The 24,366-nt window shown below is 58.9% G+C and carries 23 protein-coding genes; 9 read left to right on the forward strand and 14 right to left on the reverse strand.

Translation table 11 applies throughout. The features are described 5' to 3' along the window. Nucleotides 1-184 precede the first annotated feature (184 nt). From ACP3TY_RS02855 to ACP3TY_RS02865, 3 genes are read left to right on the forward strand one after another with little or no spacing between them, the layout of a single operon-like run. Nucleotides 185-619 carry an NUDIX hydrolase gene (locus tag ACP3TY_RS02855; RefSeq protein WP_159815115.1) on the forward strand — a complete coding sequence of 145 codons (435 nt, stop codon included), beginning with the start codon at nt 185-187 and terminating at the stop codon, nt 617-619. A 23-nt stretch (nt 620-642) separates the two neighbouring features. Continuing rightward, nucleotides 643-1,281, forward strand: coding sequence for a LysE family translocator (locus tag ACP3TY_RS02860; protein WP_426619211.1), 639 nt, complete (start codon nt 643-645; stop codon nt 1,279-1,281). A 2-nt stretch (nt 1,282-1,283) separates the two neighbouring features. Continuing rightward, a complete protein-coding gene (locus ACP3TY_RS02865) occupies nt 1,284-1,790 on the forward strand; it encodes an N-acetyltransferase family protein (protein ID WP_426620421.1) in 507 nt (168 codons plus the stop codon). A gap of 83 nt (nt 1,791-1,873) precedes the next feature. Here the strand turns inward: ACP3TY_RS02865 and metR are convergent, their stop codons facing one another. Beyond that, nucleotides 1,874-2,791: a transcriptional regulator MetR gene (metR, locus tag ACP3TY_RS02870; protein ID WP_008087231.1), complete on the reverse strand. Its 918-nt coding sequence runs from the start codon at nt 2,789-2,791 to the stop codon at nt 1,874-1,876. 203 nt (nt 2,792-2,994) lie between these two features. On the opposite strand from metR, the gene ACP3TY_RS02875 reads away from it, so the two are divergent. After that, nucleotides 2,995-4,029 carry an alpha/beta fold hydrolase gene (locus ACP3TY_RS02875; protein WP_426619212.1) on the forward strand — a complete coding sequence of 345 codons (1,035 nt, stop codon included), beginning with the start codon at nt 2,995-2,997 and terminating at the stop codon, nt 4,027-4,029. Between the two features lie 178 nt (nt 4,030-4,207). After that, nucleotides 4,208-4,876: a DsbA family oxidoreductase gene (locus tag ACP3TY_RS02880; protein ID WP_426619213.1), complete on the forward strand. Its 669-nt coding sequence runs from the start codon at nt 4,208-4,210 to the stop codon at nt 4,874-4,876. Between the two features lie 107 nt (nt 4,877-4,983). Here ACP3TY_RS02880 and ACP3TY_RS02885 read toward each other — a convergent pair whose 3' ends face one another. From ACP3TY_RS02885 to ACP3TY_RS02935, 11 genes are all read right to left on the reverse strand, one after another. Further along, entirely contained in the window at nt 4,984-5,322 is a 339-nt protein-coding gene (locus tag ACP3TY_RS02885) for a GlpM family protein (protein ID WP_008079444.1), read from the reverse strand. 11 nt (nt 5,323-5,333) lie between these two features. Next, nucleotides 5,334-6,662 carry a sigma-54-dependent transcriptional regulator gene (locus ACP3TY_RS02890; protein WP_053123444.1) on the reverse strand — a complete coding sequence of 443 codons (1,329 nt, stop codon included), beginning with the start codon at nt 6,660-6,662 and terminating at the stop codon, nt 5,334-5,336. Further along, nucleotides 6,659-8,560, reverse strand: coding sequence for a sensor histidine kinase (locus tag ACP3TY_RS02895; protein WP_212548821.1), 1,902 nt, complete (start codon nt 8,558-8,560; stop codon nt 6,659-6,661). The genes ACP3TY_RS02890 and ACP3TY_RS02895 overlap by 4 nt, the downstream gene beginning before the upstream one ends. A 144-nt stretch (nt 8,561-8,704) precedes the next feature. After that, nucleotides 8,705-9,439, reverse strand: coding sequence for an amino acid ABC transporter ATP-binding protein (locus tag ACP3TY_RS02900; RefSeq protein ID WP_053123439.1), 735 nt, complete (start codon nt 9,437-9,439; stop codon nt 8,705-8,707). Further along, nucleotides 9,436-10,107, reverse strand: a complete 672-nt coding sequence (locus ACP3TY_RS02905; protein WP_003227756.1) for an amino acid ABC transporter permease — start codon at nt 10,105-10,107, stop codon at nt 9,436-9,438. Before ACP3TY_RS02905 ends, ACP3TY_RS02900 begins: the two co-directional genes overlap by 4 nt. Further along, nucleotides 10,107-10,853 carry an amino acid ABC transporter permease gene (locus ACP3TY_RS02910; protein WP_053123437.1) on the reverse strand — a complete coding sequence of 249 codons (747 nt, stop codon included), beginning with the start codon at nt 10,851-10,853 and terminating at the stop codon, nt 10,107-10,109. The genes ACP3TY_RS02905 and ACP3TY_RS02910 overlap by 1 nt, the downstream gene beginning before the upstream one ends. A 193-nt stretch (nt 10,854-11,046) precedes the next feature. After that, the gene (locus ACP3TY_RS02915) at nt 11,047-11,973 is read right to left on the reverse strand and encodes a glutamate/aspartate ABC transporter substrate-binding protein (RefSeq protein WP_053123435.1); all 927 of its coding nucleotides are present in this window, start codon (nt 11,971-11,973) and stop codon (nt 11,047-11,049) included. Between the two features lie 523 nt (nt 11,974-12,496). Further along, complete coding sequence (gene glpD, locus ACP3TY_RS02920) at nt 12,497-14,038, reverse strand: glycerol-3-phosphate dehydrogenase (protein WP_426619214.1); 1,542 nt, start codon at nt 14,036-14,038, stop codon at nt 12,497-12,499. Nucleotides 14,039-14,286: 248 nt separating this feature from the next. Continuing rightward, entirely contained in the window at nt 14,287-15,042 is a 756-nt protein-coding gene (locus ACP3TY_RS02925) for a DeoR/GlpR family transcriptional regulator (RefSeq protein ID WP_007916700.1), read from the reverse strand. Between the two features lie 95 nt (nt 15,043-15,137). After that, entirely contained in the window at nt 15,138-16,640 is a 1,503-nt protein-coding gene (glpK, locus tag ACP3TY_RS02930) for a glycerol kinase GlpK (protein ID WP_212546291.1), read from the reverse strand. A gap of 77 nt (nt 16,641-16,717) precedes the next feature. After that, complete coding sequence (locus tag ACP3TY_RS02935; RefSeq protein ID WP_053123429.1) at nt 16,718-17,569, reverse strand: MIP/aquaporin family protein; 852 nt, start codon at nt 17,567-17,569, stop codon at nt 16,718-16,720. A 361-nt stretch (nt 17,570-17,930) separates the two neighbouring features. Between ACP3TY_RS02935 and ybaK the strand changes: the two genes are divergently transcribed. After that, nucleotides 17,931-18,401 (forward strand): Cys-tRNA(Pro) deacylase, encoded by a 471-nt coding sequence (gene ybaK / locus ACP3TY_RS02940; RefSeq protein ID WP_426619215.1) that lies wholly within the window; start codon nt 17,931-17,933, stop codon nt 18,399-18,401. A gap of 98 nt (nt 18,402-18,499) precedes the next feature. Then, entirely contained in the window at nt 18,500-19,282 is a 783-nt protein-coding gene (locus ACP3TY_RS02945) for a PhzF family phenazine biosynthesis protein (RefSeq protein ID WP_426619216.1), read from the forward strand. Between the two features lie 78 nt (nt 19,283-19,360). On the opposite strand, the gene ACP3TY_RS02950 is transcribed toward ACP3TY_RS02945, so the two are convergent. Continuing rightward, complete coding sequence (locus ACP3TY_RS02950) at nt 19,361-20,470, reverse strand: ABC transporter ATP-binding protein (protein ID WP_212548824.1); 1,110 nt, start codon at nt 20,468-20,470, stop codon at nt 19,361-19,363. Further along, nucleotides 20,467-21,387, reverse strand: coding sequence for an ornithine carbamoyltransferase (gene argF, locus ACP3TY_RS02955; RefSeq protein WP_426619217.1), 921 nt, complete (start codon nt 21,385-21,387; stop codon nt 20,467-20,469). Before argF ends, ACP3TY_RS02950 begins: the two co-directional genes overlap by 4 nt. A 403-nt stretch (nt 21,388-21,790) precedes the next feature. Between argF and ACP3TY_RS02960 the strand changes: the two genes are divergently transcribed. Both ACP3TY_RS02960 and ACP3TY_RS02965 read left to right on the forward strand, forming a co-directional pair. Then, nucleotides 21,791-22,081: a hypothetical protein gene (locus ACP3TY_RS02960; RefSeq protein WP_053123421.1), complete on the forward strand. Its 291-nt coding sequence runs from the start codon at nt 21,791-21,793 to the stop codon at nt 22,079-22,081. Nucleotides 22,082-22,215: 134 nt separating this feature from the next. Further along, on the forward strand, nt 22,216-24,321 hold the full coding sequence (locus ACP3TY_RS02965) for a molybdopterin oxidoreductase family protein (RefSeq protein ID WP_426619218.1): 2,106 nt from the start codon (nt 22,216-22,218) through the stop codon (nt 24,319-24,321). Nucleotides 24,322-24,366 lie beyond the last annotated feature (45 nt).

Genomic DNA, 24,366 nt, shown 5'->3' on the forward strand with positions numbered 1-24,366 from the left:
GGACACAAATCCCGGGCCACCACAAAACCCCTGTAGGAGCTGCCGAAGGCTGCGATCTTTTGATCTTGGTTTTTCCAGGATCAAGATCAAAAGATCGCAGCCTTCGGCAGCTCCTACAGGGGTCTATGGCGTAAGGCGGGTTTGCGTGGGATCCTTTGCGTTTTTCGAAACAAGGATCGTTTTTATGTCGACGCTTTCCGGTGCTACTACTTCTATCATCCGCATCGCCGCCGCTCTGCTGCTTAACGCGAATGGCCAAACTCTATTGGTACGCAAACGCGGCACCACGGCGTTCATGCAACCGGGCGGCAAGATCGAAGCGCATGAATTGCCGGTGCATGCCCTGGCCCGTGAGCTGGAAGAAGAACTGGATCTGCAGATTGATCCGGCGCAAGCGACTTTCCTGGGTCAGTTTTCTGCACCTGCTGCCAACGAACCGGGATGTGTCGTACAGGCCGATATCTTTCAGCTGACAATCAACGCCGACGTTTCCCCGGCAGCGGAAATCGAAGAAGTGATCTGGATCGACCCGGCCACTGACGGCGATGTCGTTTTGGCGCCATTGACACGCGATGTGATCCTGCCGTTTTATCGAGCCTCGCTGACCGCCATCGCCTGATCATCCACGCAAAGGACTTTGCCATGATCCCGCTTCAAGACCTGCTGATATTCGCCGCCGCTGCGTTACTGATGGTACTGACGCCGGGGCCGAACATGATCTACCTGATCTCGCGTTCGATCTGTCAGGGGCGCAAGGCCGGGGTCACCTCGTTGCTGGGCGTGGTCGCGGGATTTTTTGTGCATATGTTTGCCGCAGCCGCCGGCTTGACCGCAGTGTTCCTCGCGGTGCCGATGGCTTATGAAGTGTTGAAGTGGGCGGGTGCGTTGTACCTGCTGTGGCTGGCGTGGCAAGCGGTGAAGCCCGGTGCGCGTTCGCCGTTCGAGGCACAGCAATTGCCGCCAGAGTCGTCGCGCAAACTGATCACCATGGGTTTTCTCACCAGCGCGCTGAACCCGAAAATTGCGGTTTTTTATCTCTCGGTGTTTCCGCAGTTCATCACGCCTGAACACGGCTCGGTGTTCACCCAAAGCCTCATCCTCGGGCTGACGCAGATCAGCGTGAGTTTCACCGTCAATCTGCTGATCGCATTGTTCGCGGCAGGAATTGCGTCGTGGTTCGTACGTAATCCGACATGGCTGGCGATGCAGCGTTATTTCATGGGTTTTGTGTTGGCCGGGTTGGCCGTGCGATTGATGCTTGAGCAACGAAGGGCGGCTTGAGCATGTGGATAGAACGGCTGGATGCCAGTCATGCCCTGGCTTATCGGGAGTTGATGCTGGAGGCTTACGATCGCCATCCGCAGGCGTTTACCTCCAGCGTGCGTGAGCGCGCGGTGATGCCGTTGAGCTGGTGGGAAGGGCGGCTGACCAGCAAGCTCGATGTGGTGCTGGGGGCATTCGAGGGTGGCACGCTGGCCGGAATTGTCGGGCTGGCGTTTGAACCTCGGGAGAAGGCCCGGCATAAAGCCACGTTGTTCGGGATGTATGTGTCGGCGGATTTTCGACAGCACGGTTTGGGCTATGAACTAGTGCAAGCGGCGATTGCCGAGGCGCAGAATCATCCGGCGTTGAAGGTCGTTCAGTTGACCGTTACTGCCGGCAATGACGCGGCGTTCAAACTCTACGAGCGATGCGGCTTTATCCAGTTTGGTCTGGAGCCATTGGCGGTGCGGGTTGGCGAAGACTACTTCGACAAGATCCATATGTGGCGTGAACTGCCTCAGGCATAAAGATCAAAAGATCGCAGCCTTCGGCAGCTCCTACAGGGTTTTGTGTAGGAGCTGCCGAAGGCTGCGATCTTTTGATTTGGGTTTTAGCGAACCGCGCTAACCCCATCCAGTGTCGAGAACGAAGTGTCCTTCGCCGTCAGCAAGAAATCGCGCATGTACGGCGCATCCAGCATGTCCGCACGGATCGCTGCGTACAGCGTGGCAAACAGGCCTTTCTCACCCAGCCGCTTGGCCTTCACGTAACCGCGCGAGCTGTATTCGTGCAGCGCCCAATGCGGCATGCCGCACACGCCACGGCCACTGGCGACCAGTTGCATCATCATCACCGTAAGCTCTGAAGTCCGTACCTGCGCCGGCTCAATATCCGCCGGTTCGAGGAAGCGCGTGAAGATGTCCAGCCGATCACGCTCCACCGGATAAGTGATCAATGTTTCCGTGAGCAAATCCTCAGGCACGATGTACGGTTTGCTCGCCAGCGCATGCTGATTGGCCACCGCCAGCATCGCTTCATAAGTGAACAGCGGTACATAAGTGATACCAGCGATTTCCAACGGATCGGATGTCACCACCAGATCCAGATCGCCCCGCGCCAATGCCGGCAGCGGTGCAAAGGAAAAACCCGACGCGAGGTCGAGCTCGACTTCCGGCCACGCATCGCGGAACTGGTCGATGGTCGGCATCAGCCACTGAAAGCAGCTGTGGCATTCGATCGCCATGTGCAAACGCCCGGCGGTGCCACCGGCCAAGCGGCTGATGTCACGCTCGGCGGCACGCAGCAGTGGCAGGGTCGCATCGGCCAGTTGCAGCAGGCGCAAACCGGCGCTGGTGAAACGCACTGGTTTGGTCTTGCGCACAAACAATTGCATGCCCATACGCTCTTCCAGTTCCTTGAACTGGTGGGACAGCGCCGACTGCGTCAGATGCAGACGATCCGCCGCGTCGACGAGGCTGTCGGCCTCGCGCAGGGCATGCAGGGTTTTCAAGTGGCGGATCTCAAGCACCGATGGCTCCATGAACAAAATTTGCTGATTCAGCGATGGTGGTGAGTTTGTCTCATGTTGGCGGGGCTGTCGACCGCGTCTGATCGAGAGGCGCAATGACCGCTCGGCACTCTTCATCAAACTGTCACGCAACTGTGGAAGCGCGCTTGAAGAAACTTCATCAGACTCGCGCTCTACTGGGGTTCTGCGTTTCGGTGTTTTTCATGCACAAGTTGTTTTTATCAGTCGCGGCCATCTTGGCCGCGCTTTTGTTCGGTGCGCCGTCGATGGCGGCCGCGCGTTGCGATGTCAACGTGCCGACTGAGCACGTCGATCTGCAACAAGTCAGCATCGCTTATCAGAGCATTGGTCGTGCGTCGGATCCGGCGTTGTTGCTGGTGATGGGCCTGGGCGGGCAGTTGATTCACTGGCCGGACGAGGTGGTGGTCGCGCTGTGTCAGCAGGGCTTTCGGGTGATCCGTTATGACAACCGCGACGTGGGATTGTCGACCTGGCGACAGGCGCCGGAAGAGGCCAATCTGACCTTCGAAGTGCTGCGCTACAAACTCGGTCTGCCGGTGTCGGCGCCGTACAGCCTGACCGATATGGCTGACGACGCGTTAGGCCTGATGGACGCCCTGCATGTTGAGCAATTCCACGTCTTGGGCGCGAGCATGGGCGGGATGATCGCTCAGCACATGGCGGCGATGGCGCCGCAGCGGGTCGAGAGCCTGACGTTGATCATGACCACTTCTGGCGCTGAAGGCTTGCCGGCGCCGAGTGCGGCGCTGGTGCAGTTGTTGTCGCGGCGTAGCGCACCGAATCGTCAGGTGGCGCTGGAGCAACAGGCGGATTTGTTGGCGGCGCTGGGTAGCCCGGCGGTGACCGATGATCGGCAGAATTTGCTGCAACAGGCAGCGGCTTCCTATGACCGCGCGTTTAATCCCGAGGGTGTGAAGCGGCAGATCATGGCGATCCTCGCCGAGCCTAGCCGCGTTGCGTTGCTCAACCAGTTGCGCGTACCGACGCTGGTGGTGCATGGCACGGCCGATCCGTTGTTGCCGGTGATGCATGGTGTGCATCTGGCGGCGCATATTCGTGGCAGTCAGTTGAAGCTGATTCCGGGGTTGGCGCATCGGTTCCAGGAGGCGTTCAAGGAGCCGTTGCTGGCGGCAGTGTTGCCGTATTTGCAGGCGCACCGGGAAGACACTTCGCATTGGGCGCAGATTGAGCCGGTGGTGGGGGGGAATCTGCTGTAACCATCAGGATTGCGGTGCGCGTTTTGGCCTCTTCGCGGGCAAGCCTTGCTCCTACAGGGATCACAGCAAACCCGTAGGAGCAAGGCTTGCCCGCGATGGGGCCATCACGGTCACCACAAAACCCGGGTCAGGTGTATCGTGCAAACTTTCCCGCACGATTTCCCCTGCGAGGTGTTTGATGAATTCCGCTCTGAAAATCGATTTTGTCAGCGACGTGGCCTGCCCGTGGTGCGTCGTTGGTTTGTATGGCTTGCTGGAAGCGCTGGAAATCCTGCGCAACGAAGTGCAGGCCGAGATCCGCTTCCAGCCGTTCGAGCTGAACCCGAAAATGGGCGCCGACGGGCAGAACATCGCCGAGCACATTCAAGAAAAGTACGGCTCGACGCCGGAGCAATCGCAGAAGAATCGCGACGCGATCCGCGCTCGTGGTGCAGAACTGGGGTTTGCTTTTCGCACCGATTCCAACAGCCGCATTTACAACACCTTCGATGCGCACCGTTTGCTGCATTGGGCAGAGCTTGAGGGTTTGCAGTTGCCGTTGAAGGAGGCGTTGTTCAAGGCGTATTTCAGCGATGGCGGCAATCCTTCCGATCACGGCCAACTGGTGCAGATTGCTGAGAGTGTCGGGCTGGATCGCCAGCGTGCCGAGGCGATTCTGGCGTCGGACGAATTTGCCGATGAGGTGCGCGAGGAGGAGCAGTTGTGGCTGCAGCGGGGAGTGAGTTCGGTGCCGACGGTGGTGTTTAACGGCCAGTACGCGGTGACGGGCGGACAACCGGTAGAAACATTTGTCGGGGCCATTCGGCAGATTATGGCGGAGTCAAAAGGCGGCACCGTCAACGGCTAAACACCAACCCCTGTAGGAGCTGCCGAAGGCTGCGATCTTTTGATCTTTTAAACAGCAAGATCAAAAGATCGCAGCCTTCGGCAGCTCCTACAGTGCATCGGTGTTCGTCAGCTGTGCAGGCGCACCCAAACCGTCACCAACACCGTAGCCGCCATCAACCAAGCCACCGCCGCCACCGCCAATGAAGCCTCCAGCCGCATCCGGTCTACCATCACATACAACGTCGCCAGATAGACGAAGTACGGAATGATCGACCACATCCCGAACACGATGGTGGTCTTCAAATCCTCAATCGAGCGCCCCTTGCCAACGATGTAATGCGCAATCAGCGCAAACGTCGGAAACAGCGGCACCAGTCCGGCGATGTAGTAATTTTTGGTCTTCGACAGCGCCGCGATGATCAGCACCACCGCTGCGCCCAACAGCGCTTTGAAAAACAGATCCACGTCGTTCTCGCTTAATGGCTCAGGCCGTATTTTTTCACTTTGTCGAACAGCGTGGTCTTGGCCATGCCCAACTCAAGACTGGCCTGAGTCAGGTTGCCGCCGCTGCGCTGCAATGCATCGCTGAGCAGGTTGCGTTCGAAGGCTTCCACCGCTTCGGCAAAGCCCAGGCCTTGTCCGCCGCTGTTGGCACCGGACTTTTTGAACGCCGGCAAACCGAGGGCAAAGCGCTCAGCAACGTTACGCAATTCACGCACGTTGCCCGGCCAGTCGTGGCTCATCAGGTTCGACAAGGTCTGGTTGTCCAGTTCCGGCAACGCGCGGTCGAAGCGCAGGGCCGATTGCTGAGTGAAGTGTTCGAACAGTTGCAAAATGTCTTCGCGGCGCTCGCGCAGGGGCGGCAATTCCAGCGTCACCACGTTGAGGCGGTAGTACAAATCGCTGCGGAATTCGCCAGCCTTGCTCGACTCGTCGAGGTCGGATTTGGTCGCTGCGATCACTCGGCAATCTACTGCCACGCTCTGGTTTGAGCCGAGGCGTTCGAGGGTGCGTTCCTGCAACACGCGCAGCAATTTGATCTGCAACGGCAGCGGCATGCTTTCCACTTCATCGAGGAACAGCGTGCCGCCGTCGGCGTGTTCGATTTTGCCGATGCGCCGTTTGCCAGCACCGGTGAAGGCGTTGGCCTCGTGGCCGAAAATTTCGCTTTCGAACAGATTTTCCGGCAGACCGCCGCAGTTCAGCGCGACGAACTGTTTGCTGTGGCGCCGACTGAAATCGTGCAGGCAACGGGCGACCAGTTCTTTACCGGTGCCGGTTTCGCCTTCGATCAACACGTTGGCCGAGGTGTCGGCGACGTTGGCGATCAGTTCGCGCAGGTTCTGCATGGCCGGCGAGCGACCGATGATGCGTCCTTCGAGGGAATCACGTTCGGCCAGTTGCCGACGCAGCGACGACACTTCGCGAGCGAGGCTGCGTTGTTCCAGCGCACGTCGCGCAACATCGACCAGACGTTCCGGCGAGAACGGTTTTTCCATGAAATCGTAGGCGCCTTTCTGCATCGCGCCGACGGCCATGGAAATGTCGCCATGCCCGGTGATCAACACCACCGGCAGGCTGCGGTCGCGTTGTTTGAGGCGCGTGAGCAGTTCGAGGCCATCGATGCCCGGCAGGCGAATATCGCTGATGACGATGCCGGCAAAATTGTCGCCGACCCGCTCCAGCGCTTCTTCGGCACTGCCGACGCCGACGCAGGGAATGTCTTCCAGCGTCAGCGCTTGTTGGCAGCCGAGCAGCACATGGGGGTCGTCTTCGACGATCAGCACACTGAGTTCTTGGTTCATATTGGCTCGGCGGGAGTAGGGCTTACCAACGGTAAACTGAGGACGAAAGTGGTTCCGCCGCCGCCCGGGTGTTCGACACCCAGATGGCCGCCGGTGGCGGCGGCGAGGCTGGCGGAAAGCGTCAGGCCCAGACCCAGGCCTTGTTCGCCGGGTTTGGTGGTGAAGAACGGTTCGAACAGATGCTTGCGCGCCTCGGCGTCGATGCCGTGACCGTTGTCGCGCACGCGCAGGCGATATTTACCGTTGAATTCTTCGCCCTCCAGCCACAGTTCTGGCTGCGGTTGCGCCTGCATCGCATCGAGGGCGTTGCCGACCAGATTGACCAGAATCTGTTCGAGGCGAGTCTGGTCGATCTGCACTTGCACATCGATGAACTGCCGATGGATTTGCAGCGCCGCATGTTCAACACGCGCGCCGAGCAATTGCAGTGCAGCGTCCACGGCTTTGCCGAGACTGGCCTGACCCTGATTGTCACCCCGGCGGGCGAACGAACGCAGGCTTGCGGTGATCCGGCCCATGCGGTCGATCAGGTCATTGATGGTCTTGAGGTTGGTGCTGGCGACGTCGAGCTGGCCACGTTCCAGAAAACGTACGGTGTTGCCCGAGAGCGTGCGCATCGCGGCCAGTGGCTGATTCAATTCGTGGGCGATGCTGGTCGACATCTGGCCGATGGCGGCGAGTTTACCGGCCTGCACCAGTTCATCCTGCGCGCGGCGCAAGGTCTCTTCGGCTTGACGGCGTTCGCGGATCTGACTCTTCAAGCGCTCGTTGCTGGCGCGCAGGTCGGTGGTGCGTTCGGTAATCCGACGCTCCAGTTGATTATTGGCTTCCTGCAAGGCTTCGCGGGCGGCGAGGCGGGTGGCGATCACTTTGCGCCGCTCGTTCCAGGCGATCAGCAGGAAGGCGACCAGTGCGAACGCCACGGCGACGAGAATGCCTTGGTTGATCGCCTCGCGGCGCAAGTCCTGCAACGGCGTGAGCAGGGTGAAATTCCACGGCGTGTCGCTCAATGGCCGGGTCTGCGCCAGGTAGCTGATGTCGTCCTCGCCTGACTGCACTTCGCTGTTGGCCGGGAAGGTGAGTTTTTCCACGCCTTCGGCCAATGTTTCGCGGGCCAGCGGTTGTAGTTCGATTAGCGGGAACCAGTAGTACTGCAGGCTGCGGGCGAGTTTTTCTTTGGTTTCCTCGCTCAGCGGAATCACTGATTTGAGCCGGCGTGCCGGATCACTGGAGAGAATGATGATGCCGTTTTCGTCGCTGACAAACGCCTCGAGACGCGCGCGCTGCCAGCGTTCTTCCATGGCTTCCAGACGCACTTTGACCACGGCGACGCCGATGATCTTGCCGTGCTCTTCGAGGCCGTGGGCGAGGTAGTAACCGGGTTCGCCGTTGGTGCTGCCAATGCCGTAGAAACGCCCGGGTTCGCCGCGCACGGCTTTCTGGAAATAGGCACGGAAGGACAGGTCTTCACCGAGGTAACTGTCGACATCGCGCCAGTTGCTGGTGGCCATGACGCGGCCGGTGGTGTCCATGACGTAGATGGCCCGACTGCGACTGCGCCGGTTCAGGCCTTCAAGGTAAGCGTTGACCGTTTGCCGGTGTTCCGGGGTCGGGTCGGCCAGCAGCCGCGACACACTGGTTTCGAGTTCCAGCAGGCTGGGCAGGTAGGTGTATTTGCTGATCTCGCTTTCGACCGCGCGGGCGTTCAGTTCGAGCTGGCGCTGGCCGTTTTCGCTGAGGTTGCGAATGCCAAAATGCTCACTGACCCAGAACCCGGCGTAACCCAACCCGATCATCAGAATGATGATCAGCGGCGGCAGGAACAAATGACGAATCAGACGGGGCTTCACGGCAAGTGATGGCGGCGCGGCGCGATAGAGATTGGGGTCGCATTTCATCACAGATGCCTTGGGTCAACCACCACAACAGACCTTGCCATCCCCTGTAGGAGCTGCCGCAGGCTGCGATCTTTTGATCTTTAAAAACAAAGTCAAAAGATCGCAGCCTGCGGCAGCTCCTACAGGGGGCCGGCGATGGTGAATTTAGTGCTGCAGGATTTTCTCGAGGAAGTGCTGCGCGCGTTCGGAGCGGGCCTTGATGTCGCCGAAGAATTCCTCTTTCGGGCAGTCTTCGATGATCTTGCCGGCGTCCATGAAGATCACGCGATCGGCCACTTTGCGCGCAAAACCCATTTCGTGGGTTACGCACATCATGGTCATGCCTTCGTGAGCCAGTTGCACCATCACGTCGAGCACTTCGTTAACCATCTCCGGGTCGAGCGCCGAGGTCGGTTCGTCGAACAGCATGACAATCGGGTCCATCGCCAGCGCACGGGCAATCGCCACACGTTGTTGCTGACCACCGGACAGTTGCCCCGGATGCTTGTGGGCGTGCGCCGAGAGGCCAACGCGCTCGAGCAGTTGCAGACCTTTTTTGGTCGCCTCTTCCTTGCTGCGGCCCAACACTTTGATCTGCGCGATGGTCAGGTTTTCGGTGATGGTCAGGTGCGGAAACAGTTCGAAATGCTGGAACACCATGCCGACGCGCGAACGCAGTTTCGGCAGGTTGGTCTTCGGATCGGCAATCGACGTACCGTCAACCACGACGTCGCCTTTCTGGAACGGCTCCAGCGCGTTGACGCATTTGATCAGGGTCGATTTACCCGAACCGGACGGGCCGCAGACCACGATCACTTCGCCTTTTTTGACCTCGGTGCTGCAATCCGTCAGTACCTGGAAGTCCCCATACCACTTGTTGATGTTCTTGATAGAGATCATACGGCGAACCTTTTTTGCAGACGCTTGACCAGCAGCGAGGCGGAAAAGCTGATGATGAAGTAGACGACACCGGCGAAGATCAGGAACTCGTTGGAACGGCCAATGATGTCGCCGCTGGAGCGGGCGGAGTTGAGGAAATCCACCAGACCCACGGTGTAAACCAGCGAGGTGTCCTGGAACAGGATGATCGACTGTTGCAGCAGCAACGGCGTCATCTTGCGGAACGCCTGAGGCAGGATGATCAGACGCATGGTCTGGCCATAGGTCATGCCCATCGCCTGTGCAGCGGCCATCTGACCTTTGGGGATCGACTGCACACCGGCGCGGACGATTTCGCAGAAGTACGCGGCTTCGAACATCATGAAGGCCACGACGCAGGAGGTGAATGCGCCGATCGGCGTGTCTTCACCGGTAATCCAGCGCAGCACGAACGGCACCGCCAGGTAGAACCAGGTGATCACCAGCAGCAGCGGGATCGAACGGAAGTAGTTCACATAAGCGCCGGCCACGCGTGACAACAGTTTGCTCGACGACAGGCGCATAAGCGCCAGGATCGTCCCGAGCACAATGCCGCCGACCACGCCCATGACCATCAACTGCAAGGTCATCACCATGCCGTTCCACAGGCCCGGGATAGCGGGGATGATGCCGCTGAAATCGAAGTCCATTATTTGCCCCCCACGGAGATCAGGCCAGGCACCGCGACTTTCTTCTCGACCACGCGCATCAGCAGCATCAGGCTCATGTTCAGGGTGAAGTAAATCAGCGTGGCCAGGGTGAAGGCTTCAAACAGGTTGGCCGAAAATTCGGCGGTCTGTTTGGTTTGTGCCAGCAATTCCATCAAACCGATCAAGGACGCCACGGAGGAGTTCTTGAAGACGTTGAGGAATTCCGAGGTAAGCGGCGGAATAATGATGCGGTAGGCCTGGGGCAGCAGCACGTTCCAGTAGATCTGCGGCAGCTTGAAACCCATGGCACGCGCGGCGGATTCCTGGCCGCGTGGCAGCGCCTGAATACCGGTACGCACTTGCTCGCAAACACGCGCAGCGGTGAACAAGCCCAGGCACACGACAACGCTCAGGTAAGCCGAGGTGGTCGGGTTGAGGTCTTGTTTGTACCAGTCCTGCAGGTTTTGCGGCAGCAGGTCGGGCACCAGGAAGTACCAGATGAACAGCTGAACCAGCAGCGGCACATTACGAAACAGTTCCACGTAGCAGGTCGCTATGCCCGATACGATGCGGTTTGGCACAGTGCGCATGACCCCCAGAATGGAGCCCAGCAGCAAGGCGATGATCCATGCCACGATGGCAATGGCAATGGTCCAGCCCAAACCGGTGACGTACCAGTCGAGATAAGTCTCGCTGCCGACGCCGGTGGACTTGAAGAACACGCCCCAGTCCCAGTTGTAATTCATTAGGGTCTCCCCTCGAGATCGATCGATGTACAAGCACCCGCTCGGGGAAAATCCTTTCCCGTCCGACGTTGAACGCCGGGCACACGCGATCGGCTCGAAAACCGCCAGGTCGAGTGTTCCACAGTACAGCCAGCAGGTAGTAACAGACGCCTGAGGGAGGGTGACTCCCTCAGGAGATAAGGTTAGTCAGGAATCAGATTTTTACGTCAGGCGCCGGCTTGTCGCTCGGGGTGGCGATCAGATCTTTTACCTTGTCGCTCATCGGGAAGTTCAGGTTCAGGCCTTTCGGTGGGATCGGGCTCTCGAACCATTTGCTGTAGATCTTGTTGATCTCGCCAGACTTGTACAGCGCAACGATGGCGTCATCGACGGCTTTCTTGAAGGCCGGGTCATCTTTACGAACCATGCACGCATAGGCTTCGAAGGACTGTGGAGTACCGGTGATGATCCAGTCATTCGGCTTCTTGGCCTTGGCTTCTTCGCCGGCCAGCAGAGCGTCGTCCATCATGAAGGCAACGGCGCGGCCGCTTTCCAGCATGTTGAAGGATTCGCCGTGGTCTTTGGCGGAGATGATGTTCATGCCCATCTGCTTGTCGGCGTTCATCGCTTTGATGATGCGCTCGGACGTGGTGCCAGCGGTGGTCACGACGTTCTTGCCTTTGAGGTCGGCGAAGTCAGCGTAGGACGGCTTGCCATCCTTGTCTTTCTTGACCAGCAGACGGGTGCCGATTTCGAAGATGTTGACGGTGAAGTCGACTTGCTGAGCGCGTTCGGCGTTGTTGGTGGTCGAGCCGCACTCGATATCCGCGGTGCCGTTCTGGATCAGCGGGATACGGGTTTGCGAGGTCACCAGGTTGTATTTGACCTGCAGATCGGGCTTGTTCAGGTCTTTTTTCAGGGCTTCAACGATAGCCACCTGAATGTCGTGGGAGTAGCCCACTGGTTTGCCGGAAGCATCTGCAATGTAGGAAAACGGAATGGAGCTGTCGCGGTGAGCGAGCGTGATGGTGCCCGAATCGTTGATTTTCTTCAGGGTGCCGGTGAGTTCGGCGGCGAAAACTGGCGTGCTGATCAGAGCGGCAGCAATGGCTGCGCCCAGGATATGGGGAACGATGCGCATCAAATTTTCCTCGACATTGTTTTTTTTATGGAGCCAGTTCGTCGGCCCTTTTGTGCTTCGAATGCCTGACGGCTCCTGAAGTGTTGGCACAACAGGCATTCGTCGAGAGAGTGTAGAGCATGACTCGTGCCAGACCAGTGACGAATGGAGAAGTATATGATTTATAAGGATATTAAAGTTTTATGGCGGATTTTTTTGTGGGGAGTGATCCGGTTTACCGAATTGACCGGGGAGTCTCGTTCGGAAAACCGAACAGTCAAGAGCCCCTCACCCTAGCCCTCTCCCGGAGGGAGAGGGGACTGACCGCAGTGGATGGTCGAGTTACGCCGACGTGAGATACCGAGTCGAACTTAGATTTTGAAGCCCACGAAAATCGGCTCCCTTCCCCCTCTACCCCCTGGGGGAGAGGGCTGGGGTGAGGGGGAAAAGATCTAACTGACTCAATGAGATTCAATAAAACCCACAAAACAAAAAGCCCCTGAACCTTACGATTCAGGGGCTTTTTGTTTAACCAATGTTCAAATCACGCCGCTTCAATCTTGCTACGGTTCTGCTCAACCGTACCCAGATACGCCGCAAGCTTCTCCTGCTCCGCCGGAGTGGTAAACAACCCCAGCTTGCTACGACGCCACAGAATGTCATGCGCCGAGGTCGCCCACTCTTCGCTGCACAGGTAATCGACTTCACGGGTGTAGAGCCCGCCGCCAATGTGTTCGCCCATGTCGGCGAGGGTTTCAACGCCTTCGAGCATGCGCCAGATGCGGCTGCCGTACGTGGTCGACCAGCGACGCGCGATCTCGCTCGGCACAAAGTCGTACTTGTCGCGAATCAGCGCGCTCAAGGCTTGCGGCGTGGTCATGTCTTCGCCGCCGGGCAGGGTGGCGGTGGCCGTCCAGCTCGGGCGCATCTGGGTGAAGAACGGCATCAGTTGCGCCATCGCCGATTCGGCGAGTTTGCGGTAGGTGGTCAACTTGCCGCCGAACACCGACAGCAGCGGCGCTTCTTCAGTGCTGCCGGACAGCGCCAAGGTGTAATCGCGGGTGACCGCCGACGGGTTGTCGGATTCGTCGTTGCACAGTGGACGCACGCCTGAGTAGCTGTGCTGGATGTCTTCGCGGCTGACTTGTTTCTTGAAGTGAGCGTTGACCACTTTCAGCAGGTAATCGGTTTCGCCGTCGGTAATCGCCACTTTCGCCGGGTCGCCGGTGTATTCACGGTCGGTGGTGCCGATCAGGGTGAAGTGGTTGTTCAAGTACGGAATGGTGAAAACGATGCGCTGATCTTCGTTTTGCAGAATGTGCGCGTGATCGCCTTCGTACAATTTCGGCACGATGATATGGCTGCCTTGAATCAGACGGATGCCGTACGGCGATTCCATCTTCAGATCGTCACGAATGAACTTGGCAACCCACGGGCCGGCGGCGTTCACCAGCGCTTTGGCGGTGATCGAAAACAGGCTGCCGTCGGCACGTTCCAGGTTCAGGTGCCACAAACCTTTGGCGCGACGGGCGCTGACGCAACGGGTCTGGGTGTGCACGTGGGCGCCTTTTTCGCGGGCGGCCATGGCGTTGAGTACCACGAGGCGAGCGTCGTCGACCCAGCAATCGGAGTATTCGAAGCCTTTTTTGATTTCGCTTTTCAGTGCGCTGTCGGCGCCGAACTTGAGGCTTTTCGAACCTGGCAGTTTTTCGCGCTTGCCGAGGTTGTCATACAGGAACAGGCCGGCACGAATCATCCACGCGGGACGCAGGTGCGGACGGTGCGGCAGCACGAAGCGCATTGGCTTGACGATGTGCGGGGCTTTGGCCAGCAGCACTTCGCGCTCGGCCAGTGCTTCGCGCACCAGACGGAATTCGTAATGTTCGAGGTAGCGCAGGCCACCGTGGATCAGCTTGCTGCTGGCCGACGAGGTGTGGCTGGCGAGGTCGTCCTTTTCGCAAAGGAACACCGAGAGACCGCGACCGGCGGCATCCGCTGCGATCCCCACCCCATTGATCCCGCCGCCGATAACGGCGAGGTCGTAGATCTCGGAGATAGGGGGCGTACGCAAGGTAGATGTGGACATCGGCTGGCCTCAGGCTCTTTTGATTTTCTATATTGGAAATCGAACATGAATGTTCATTTGCGAAAATGGTAGCCGATAAAGACGCGCACAGCCAGTCGACTTCGATTGAAAAAACTCATCGAAGGGCGGGGAAAGGAAAATTTTCGAACATTAAAAGCAAAAAGATCGCAGCCTTCGGCAGCTCCTACAGGTCAAGTGAACCCATGTAGGAGCTGCCGAAGGCTGCGATCTCTTGATCTTGAGGGTTTTTAAACCACTTCCAACCGAATCTTGTGCTGACTCAACAACTGCGCCAGAGCCGGCACCGGCTGCTGATCCGTCACCAAACAATCAATCAAGCTGATCGGCCCCAACCGAATCATCGCATTACGCCCAAACTTGCTCGAATCCGCCGCCAGAATCACCTGCCGCGCATTGGCAATGATCGCCTGCGAAACCCGCACTTCCTGATAATCAAAATCCAGCAAGCTGCCGTCTTCATCAATCCCGCTGATCCCGACCAGCGCGAAATCAACCTTGAACTGATTGATGAAATCCACACTCGCCTGACCGACCACACCGCCGTCACGACGAACATTGCCGCCAGTCAGCAGCACATCAAAATCATCCTTGGCACTGAGCATCGACGCCACGTGCAAGTTATTGGTGATGATCTTCAGATGGTTGTGATTGAGCAGAGCACGGGCAATCGATTCAGTGGTAGTGCCGATGTTGATGAACAGCGAGGCGTGATCGGGGATCTGTGCGGCGATGGCTTCACCGATGCGTTGTTTTTCATCGCGCATTTGATCGGCGCGCATCGCATAGGCCGTGTTTTCAACACTGGAATCGTAGGCCGCGCCACCATGGTAGCGACGGAGCAAATTGGCTTCCGCGAGCTGATTGATGTCGCGGCGGATGGTTTGCGGGGTAACAACGAACAGCGTGGCCATTTCCTCGATGCTCACATAGCCGCGTTCGCGAACCAGCTCGAGGATTTGCTGCTGACGGGGAGGCAGATTCATGGGGCTTCCTTTGGGCTGCCGTGCAAAATTTGCCCATGATGCCGCAGGAATCTCCTCCCTACCAGTTACAAGCCTTTACAAGTACTCAGGTTGGCTTATTCAGCGTCTTCACGCGCCCAGTCACGGGTGCGGCTGACGGCTTTTTTCCAGCCTTTGTACAGCTTCTCTTTCTCGACTTCGTCCAGGCTCGGCTCGAACTCGCGCTCGATCACCGCTTTGCCGCGCAGCTCTTCCAGGCTGCCCCAGAAACCGCACGCCAGACCGGCCAGGTACGCCGCGCCCAGCGCTGTGGTTTCGCGCATTTGCGGGCGCTCGACCTGAGTGCCGAGGATGTCAGCCTGGAACTGCATGAGGAAGTTGTTCGCCACCGCGCCGCCGTCCACGCGCAGGGCTTTCAGGCGTTCGCCGGAATCCTGTTGCATGGCGTCGAGTACGTCGCGGGTCTGGTAGGCAATCGATTCCAGCGCGGCGCGGATGATGTGATCTACGCGAACACCGCGCGTCAGGCCGAACAGTGCGCCACGGGCGTACGGATCCCAGTAAGGAGCGCCCAGACCGGTGAAGGCTGGCACCAGATACACGCCGTTGCTGTCCTTCACTTTATTGGCGAAGTATTCGGTGTCGTGGGCGTCGTTGATGATTTTCAGTTCATCACGCAGCCATTGCACGGTCGAACCGCCGTTGAATACCGCGCCTTCCAGGGCGTAAGCGACTTCGCCGCGCGGGCCGCAAGCGATGGTGGTGAGCATGCCGTGCTGCGATTTCACCGCTTTGTCGCCGGTGTTCATCAGCAGGAAGCAGCCGGTGCCGTAGGTGTTTTTCGCCTGACCTGGTTCTACGCACATTTGACCGAACAGCGCCGCTTGCTGGTCGCCGGCGATACCGCCGATGGCGATGCCGCTCTTGGTGTGGCCGTAGATTTCCGATGACGCTTTGACTTCCGGAAGCATCTCGCGCGGGATGTCGAGGATCTCCAGCATCTTCGCGTCCCACTCCAGCGAGTGAATGTTGAAGAGCATGGTGCGCGAGGCGTTGGTGTAGTCGGTGACGTGCACCTTGCCGCCAGTGAATTTCCAGATCAGCCAGCTATCGACGGTGCCGAACAGCAGCTCGCCGTTGCGCGCACGCTCGCGGCTGCCTTCGACGTTGTCGAGGATCCACTTCAGTTTGGTGCCGGAGAAGTACGGGTCGGTGACCAGACCGGTGGTGTCGCTGATGTATTGCTCGTGGCCATCGCGCTTGAGCTGCTGGCAGATTTCGGTGCTGCGGCGGCATTGCCAGACGATGGCGTTGTAGACCGGGCGACCGGTGGTCTTGTCCCAGACCACGGTGGTTTCACGCTGGTTGGTGATGCCGATGGCCGCGACCTGGTCGTGGTGCAGACCGGCCTGTGCCAGCGCTTCAACCATCACCGCACTTTGGGTGGCGAAGATTTCCATCGGATCGTGTTCGACCCAACCGGCTTGCGGGTAATGCTGAGCGAATTCGCGCTGCGCGGTGCAGACCACGTTCGCGTCGCGGTCAAAAATGATCGCGCGGGAGCTGGTCGTACCCTGATCGAGGGCAATGATGTAGTTCTTATTCTGAATGTCGGTCATGTCGATTGCCTTGGACGAAATAAGGGTGATTGGGCCGTGGCGCAGGCTCGGATGGGCAGGAGCCTGCGCCGACTGTTTCAAGAAGTTCTTGGTTTGCCGTCAATGGCCGGTTCTGCATCCTTTGTAGCAGGTGTGGCGCCGGTCAGGTGACGGGCGATGAGCCCGCGATACCCGGCAGCGCCGAGGCAGGCACCGACAATCGGTGCAAAAATCGGAATCAGGAAGTACGGAATATCGCGGCCGCCAGTGAAGGAAATTTCACCCCAGCCAGCGAAGAAAGTCATCAGTTTCGGACCGAAGTCACGCGCCGGGTTCATCGCAAAACCGGTCAGCGGGCCCATCGAGCTGCCGATCACCGCGATCAGCAAGCCGATCAGCAGCGGCGCCATCGGGCCTCTTGGCAGACCATTGTTGTCGTCGGTTAAGGCCATGATCACGCCCATCAGGATCGCGGTGATGATCATCTCGACCAGGAATGCCTGGGCGGTGGACAGCACTGGGTTCGGGAACGTTGAGAACACCGAGGCCAGCTCAAGGCTGGCGGCGGACCCGCGAACCATTTGGTGAGTTTGTTCGTAATCGAAGAATAGATTGCTGTACAGCGTGTAAACCAACAGCGCCCCGCAGAAGGCGCCGGCGATCTGCGCAAGAATATAGAAGGGCAGTTTGCGCTTTTCGAAGTCGGCGAAGATTGCCAGGGCGATGCTGACAGCCGGGTTCAGGTGCGCGCCGGAAACCCCGGCTGTGAGGTAGATCGCCATGCTCACGCCGACGCCCCAGATGATGCTGATTTCCCACAGGCCGAAGCTGGCGCCCGCGACTTTGAGCGCGGCGACACAGCCAGTGCCAAAAAAGATCAGAAGTGCAGTACCCAGAAATTCGGCCATGCATTGGCTCGAAAGCGATGGTTGCTGTAAAGCAGTTGTCATTGAAAACCTCAATTTTTGTTGTTGTCTGGCGCGATTGCCGACAGGGCAAGGCGCGATTTTCACCGGGTCGGAATCCCCATTCGTTTCCCGGTTTACTGCTGAGTGCTGCAATGATGATAATTCTTACATTATTCAGATTCGAAAAAATATAGACAAGAAACAAACCTGTCAAAGGTCGAAAGTGAACCGTCAGTCACAATAGAACTATCAGTCGCATGAATGACTCACCGGGTGACCGCTTTCTTAACGTTGTGAATTACCTGCAAAGCCGCGTAATTCGGGGCCGGGATAGAGCCTTTTACGGCTCGATGTCCTAGAATCCGGCGCAGGATTTTCTGCCATTGCCGAGCCTGGAGCTGCCATGACCCCTGCGTTGGACTTGTTAAAAAAAGTTCGTGCCGAACATCGCGTGCACAGTTACGAACATGATCCAAAGGCCGCGTCCTACGGGCTGGAGGCTGCGGAAAAACTGGCGCTCGAGCCAGCGCAGGTGTTTAAAACCTTGCTGGCGGCGAGTGAAAAAGGTGAGCTGCTGGTGGCCGTAGTGCCGGTCGTCGGAAGCCTCGACCTCAAAGGTCTGGCGCAGGCGGCGGGGGTGAAAAAAGTCGAGATGGCTGACCCGGCAGCGGCGCAGCGATCCACCGGTTATCTGCTGGGCGGTATCAGTCCATTGGGGCAGAAAAAGCGTCTGCGCACCTTCATCGATAGTTCGGCTCAGGCTTTTGCGACTATTTATGTCAGCGCCGGCCGGCGTGGGCTGGAAGTCGAATTGGCACCCGCCGTGCTCGCTGAACACACCCAGGCCAAATTCGCCGACATCGGTCGTGCGTAACGTCGGCTGATTCTGTATGAAGAAAATTGGCCGGTTCTGTCGCTGGCGCTGATCCGGCCCGCATTGCATGCTCTGCCGACTGACTTAAGGAGAAGGTTATGCAGCTCGAGTTTCATCAGGTTGACGCATTCAGTGAGCGGCCATTCAGTGGCAACCCGGCGATGGTTTATCGGCTGGATGCGTGGCTCGCCGATGATTTGATGCAAAAGATCGCGGGTGAACACAACCTGGCGGAAACCGCGTTTCTGGTGCGCGAAGGTTCGGCCTGGCATATCCGTTGGTTCACCCCGACCACTGAAGTGCCGTTGTGCGGCCATGCGACGCTGGCCAGCGCTTATGTGTTGTTCGAGATCTACAAGGAAACGGCCGAGCGTATCGACTTCACCTGCAAGTCCGGGCCGTTGAGCGTGACGCGAGCAGACGGGCGTTTGTGGCTGGATTTCCCCTCGATCGTGCCGTCAGAGATTGGCGTGACCCTGGATGTCGAGCGGGCGCTGGGCGTTGAAGCGGTTGATGTGCTCGGCTCGAACGAACTGTTTGTGGTGCTGGAGTCGGAGCAGGCCGTACTCGATTGCAAGCCGGACATGGTCGCGCTGGCCAAACTGCCGTGGCTCGGTGCAATCGTCACCTCGCGGGGCAATCAGCACGATTTTGTCTCGCGCTATTTCGCCCCGGCGATTGGCATCAATGAAGACCCGGTGACCGGGTCGACGCACTGCAGCTTGATTCCGTATTGGTCAAAACGTCTGGGCAAATCGAGCCTGACCGCGTGCCAGCGCTCGGCGCGGGGCGGGGAGTTGTTTTGTCGGCTGGAGGGTGAACGGGTGAAGATTGGCGGGCATGCAACGCTCGTCGCCAGCGGCACCCTGATCCTGGGTTAAAAGCTAAAAGATCGCAGCCTTCGGCAGCTCCTACATTGATCCCTGTAGGAGCTGCCGAAGGCTGCGATCTTTTGATCTTTAAAGGGCGGTGTTGTAGCGGCGGACGCCGTTCTCAACTGCCGGGATCTGCGCAGCAGTGCTGCCGGAGGCCTGGAACAGCACCAAGTGTTCAGCCGCAACCCGAATCCCTACTTCCGCACCGACCTGATGATCAGCATGGCTCGGAAAAATCGATTCCAGCTGCGCCCCCGTCGGCAGTTGCAAGCGATACAGGGTTGAGGCCCCGAGGAACGTCTTGCCGACAATCCGCGCTTTCAACGAACTGTCCGGTGCATAAACAATGTCATCTGGACGCAGCAACACATCCACCGCCCCGCCAATCGGCCAGGTATAAGCCCGATTGCCGCGCAGTTCGCCCAACTCAGTCTGCACCGATTCCGGGCTACCAAGCTGACCGCGAATGAAGTAACCCTGACCGATAAAACTCGCCACAAATGGCGTCGCCGGTTCGTGATACAGGTTGTACGGCGTGTCCCACTGTTCCAGCCGACCTTCCTTGAACACGCCAACGTGATCGCTGACGGCAAAGGCTTCTTCCTGATCGTGGGTGACCAGAATCGCGCTGGTGCCACGGGCCTTGAGAATGTCGCGCACCTCATGGCTGAGCTTGCGGCGCAGCTCGCCATCGAGGTTGGAGAACGGCTCATCGAGCAGCAGCAATTGCGGCTCCGGCGCCAACGCACGGGCGAGGGCGACGCGCTGTTGCTGACCACCGGATAGCTCGTGCGGGAAACGCTTGCCGAGATTTTTCAGGTTGACCAGTTCCAGCAGCTCTTCGGTGACGCGCTCCTTGTTCGGATGCTTGCGGATACCAAAGGCAATGTTGTCGGCGACGCTCAGGTGCGGAAACAGCGCGTAGTCCTGGAACACCATGCCGATCCGGCGCTTCTCCGGCGCCAGAGTGAAACCGGCGCTGGAAATGGTCTCGCCGCCAAGGGTGATTTCGCCCTCGTGTACCGGCTCGAAACCGGCGATGGCGCGCAGGGTGGTGGTCTTGCCGCAGCCGGACGAGCCGAGCAGGCAGCCGATGTCACCGGCGTTGAGGTGCAGATTGAGGTTCTGCACCACGCGTTGATCTTGATAGCCGCAAGCGAGGTTGCGCAGGTTCAGCAGTAATTCATGGCTCATGCGTGGTGATATGCCGGTTCAACGAGGAACTCGAGCAGGGCCTTCTGTGCGTGGAGACGGTTTTCTGCCTGATCCCAGGCGACGGAGCGCGGGTCATCAAGCAGGTCGAGACTGATTTCTTCGCCGCGGTGCGCCGGCAGGCAATGCATGAACAACACGTCCTCGGCAGCGAGGTCGAGCAGCGCACGGTTGACCTGAAACGGCGCGAACAGCTTGAGGCGCTTGGCAGTTTCCTCTTCCTGACCCATCGAAGTCCAGACATCGGTGCTCACCAGATGCGCGCCGCGCACGGCGTCTTGCGGATCACGGACGATGGTCACGCGATCGCCGGCCTTGGCGACGAATTCCGGGTTCGGCTCGTAACCTTCCGGGCACGCGACGCGCAACTGGAAGTCGAACTGGATCGCCGCTTCTATATAGCTGTTGCACATGTTGTTGCCGTCGCCGATCCAGGCCACGGTTTTGCCCTGGATCGAGCCGCGATGTTCAAGGAACGTCTGCATGTCGGCCAGCAACTGGCACGGGTGCAGGTCATCGGACAAGCCGTTGATCACCGGCACGCGCGAGTTGGCGGAGAATTCGGTCAGGGTGCTGTGGGCAAAGGTGCGGATCATCACCGCATCGAGCATGCTCGACATGACGATGGCGCAGTCACCGATCGGCTCGCCACGGCCCAGTTGGGTGTCGCGCGGCGAGAGGAAGATCGCCTGACCGCCGAGCTGGATCATGCCGGCCTCGAAGGAGATCCGGGTGCGGGTCGAGGATTTCTCGAAGATCATGCCCAGCACGCGGTTTTTCAGAGGCTCGAACAGTACGCCGCGGTTACGCAGGTCCTTGAGCTCAACGCCTCGACGGATCACGCTGACCAGCTCTTCGGGCGTGCAATCCATCAGGGAGAGAAAGTGCCTTGCGCTCATCATTGACTACCTTTTTGCTACAAACCGCAGATGCTCAAAGCCTTGTTTAACGGAACAACGGGCGAGACCTGCGGCGTAAGCCGCACGGGGCGACGAAATAGGGGGAGGCGCGATATTGACATTAAATGTCGCGTTTTTCCAATAGGCTACGGTTTTGCGGGATTCGGAGAGCGGACAGGATGTTGCAGTCGCACATTTGAAGCCGGGTTCAGGACAGCAGCGAGTCCCTTTGTACACTGGCCTCGCGGGGCTTGGCAATCCGCCGTGGCGGGGATCGGGTCGCTTGAGTCGGTTTACGACCGTGGCGGCATGCCATCACTTGGTCGGATGCTCAGGTTGAAACATTTGCTAAAGCAAAGTGCTGGGTTATAAATAAGTTTCGAGCGACGCAGGAAGCCTCCGCATGGAATCGAAAGAAAAATTGTTAATGGAATTGCTGGGCCACACGGCTCGCTCTCTGACCCATCTCACCGCGTCAATGACTTCAATGTCCTTCGAGCTGCTGCGCAGCGAAGACGACGTGGTCAAATCCGCCGGCCGCCACATGATCGACCGCATGGCGACCATCAGTGCCGGGCTCGATGAGCACTGGCGATTGATCGGCGAACTCACCGGCGTACACGTCGCTCACGAGCAGATCGAAACCATCCAGGAAATCCAGCTGGCCGCGCCGCCGCAACTGCCCTCCAGTTGAGTGAGGCGGTCTATCGGCGCACCTGATAGCCGTCGATTCACAAGACGAACGTCGCTGGCGCCTGACCCGCGACGGGGCCATAGTTTTGTTCCCGCGGGCGTCATTGCCCGCCCAGAACAAGACAGAGACTGGCCATGACCAAGACTCTCCATCACCGTGCCTGCCACCTGTGTGAAGCCATCTGCGGCCTGACCATCGAGACCACTGAAACCGATGGCCACGTGGCGATCACCTCGATCAAGGGTGATGCGCTCGACACCTTCAGCCGTGGCCATATCTGCCCCAAAGCTGTCGCGCTGCAAGACATCCAGAATGATCCGGATCGCCTGCGTCAGCCGATGCGCCGCGTGGGTAGCGAATGGTTGCCGATCGACTGGGACGAGGCGTTTGCGCTGGTGGCCGAGAAACTGGCGGCGATTCAAGAGCGTCACGGCCAGAACGCGGTGGCGGTCTATCAAGGCAACCCGAGCGTGCACAACTACGGGCTGATGACCCACAGCAATTATTTCCTTGGATTGCTGAAAACGCGCAATCGCTACTCGGCGACCTCAGTCGATCAGTTGCCGCATCACCTGAGCAGCTATTTGATGTACGGCCACGGCTTGCTGCTGCCGATTCCGGACATCGATCACACCGATTTCATGTTGATTCTCGGCGGTAATCCACTGGCCTCTAATGGCAGCATCATGACCGTGCCAGATGTTGAAAAACGTTTAAAAGCGATCCAGGCACGCGGTGGTAAAGTCGTGGTCGTCGATCCACGGCGCAGCGAAACGGCGGCGATGGCCGATCAGCATTTGTTCGTGCGCCCCGGTGGCGATGCCGCATTGTTGTTTGGTGTGCTCAACACATTGTTCAGTGAAGGCCTGACCCGCGACAGTCATTTGCCGGTCGATGGATTGGACGACATGCGCGCTGCGGTGGAGACGTTCACCGCCGAGGCCATGAGCCCGCTGTGCGCCGTTCCCGCCGAGCAGATCCGCCAACTGGCGCGTGATTTTGCTGCGGCGCCGAGTGCGGTTTGCTATGGCCGGATGGGCGTTTCGACTCAAGCCTTCGGCACGCTGTGCCACTGGGTGGTGCAGTTGATCAATCTGGTTACCGGTAACCTCGACCGGGTGGGTGGTGCGCTGTGCACCGAGCCGGCCGTGGACTTGGTGGCGTCGACGTCGGGCGGGCATTTCAATAAGTGGCAAAGCCGTGTTTCCGGGCGTCCTGAATACGGCGGAGAGCTGCCGGTCTCGGCACTGGCCGAAGAGATGCTCACCGAAGGCGAAGGCCAGATCCGCGCGCTGATTACTGTGGCGGGTAACCCGGTGTTGTCGACGCCGAACGGGCGGCAACTGGAGCAGGCGCTGGATGGCCTGGAGTTCATGGTCAGCATCGACCTCTATATCAACGAAACCACGCGTTACGCCGACCTGATCCTGCCGTCGACGTCGGCACTGGAGAACGATCACTACGACACCACGTTCAACTTGTTCGCGGTGCGTAATGTCACTCGCTTCAACCGCGCGATCCTTGCCAAGCCTGAGGGCGCGCTGCATGACTGGGAGATCTTTGTCGGTCTGGCCAAAGCATTCGCCGAGAAAACCGGCAAGGAGCTGAAACCGACCATGCCACCGGCGAAGATGATTGATATGGGTTTGCGGATGGGCATGTACGGTGACGCCTCCGAGCAGAAACTCTCGTTGGCGACACTGTTCGATCATCCTCACGGCATTGACCTGGGCGCGTTGAAAGCCAATCTGGCGCCGCGCCTGAAAACGCCGAACCAGCACGTGCAGGCCGCGCCGCCAGAGATCCTCGCTGACCTCGCACGGTTTGCCGCGTTGCAAGCTCCGGCCGCCGACGAACTGTTGATGATTGGCCGCCGACATGTGCGCAGCAACAATTCGTGGATGCACAACTATCACCGTCTGGTAAAAGGCAAGCCGCGCCATCAGTTGCTGATGCATCCGGACGATCTCGCCAGTCGTGGGCTCTACGATGGTCAGTGGGTGCGCGTCAGTTCGCGGGTCGGGCAGATTGAAGTGGAAGTGCTCGGCAGTCTCGACATGATGAAAGGCGTGGTGAGCCTGCCGCACGGTTGGGGGCATGCGCGCCCGGGTGTGCAGATGGCGATTGCCAGTGGCCAGCCAGGTTCGAGCGCTAATGACCTGACCGATGAGTGCCAGCTCGACGAATTGTCCGGGAATGCCGCGTTGAACGGCGTGCCGGTCACCGTGGCGGCGGCTTGAACGTGACCGTCGGGGAGACCGAGCATGGCGCTCGGGATTCCGTTA

Source organism: Pseudomonas rustica, from assembly GCF_049959085.1.
GTDB lineage: Bacteria > Pseudomonadota > Gammaproteobacteria > Pseudomonadales > Pseudomonadaceae > Aquipseudomonas > Aquipseudomonas rustica.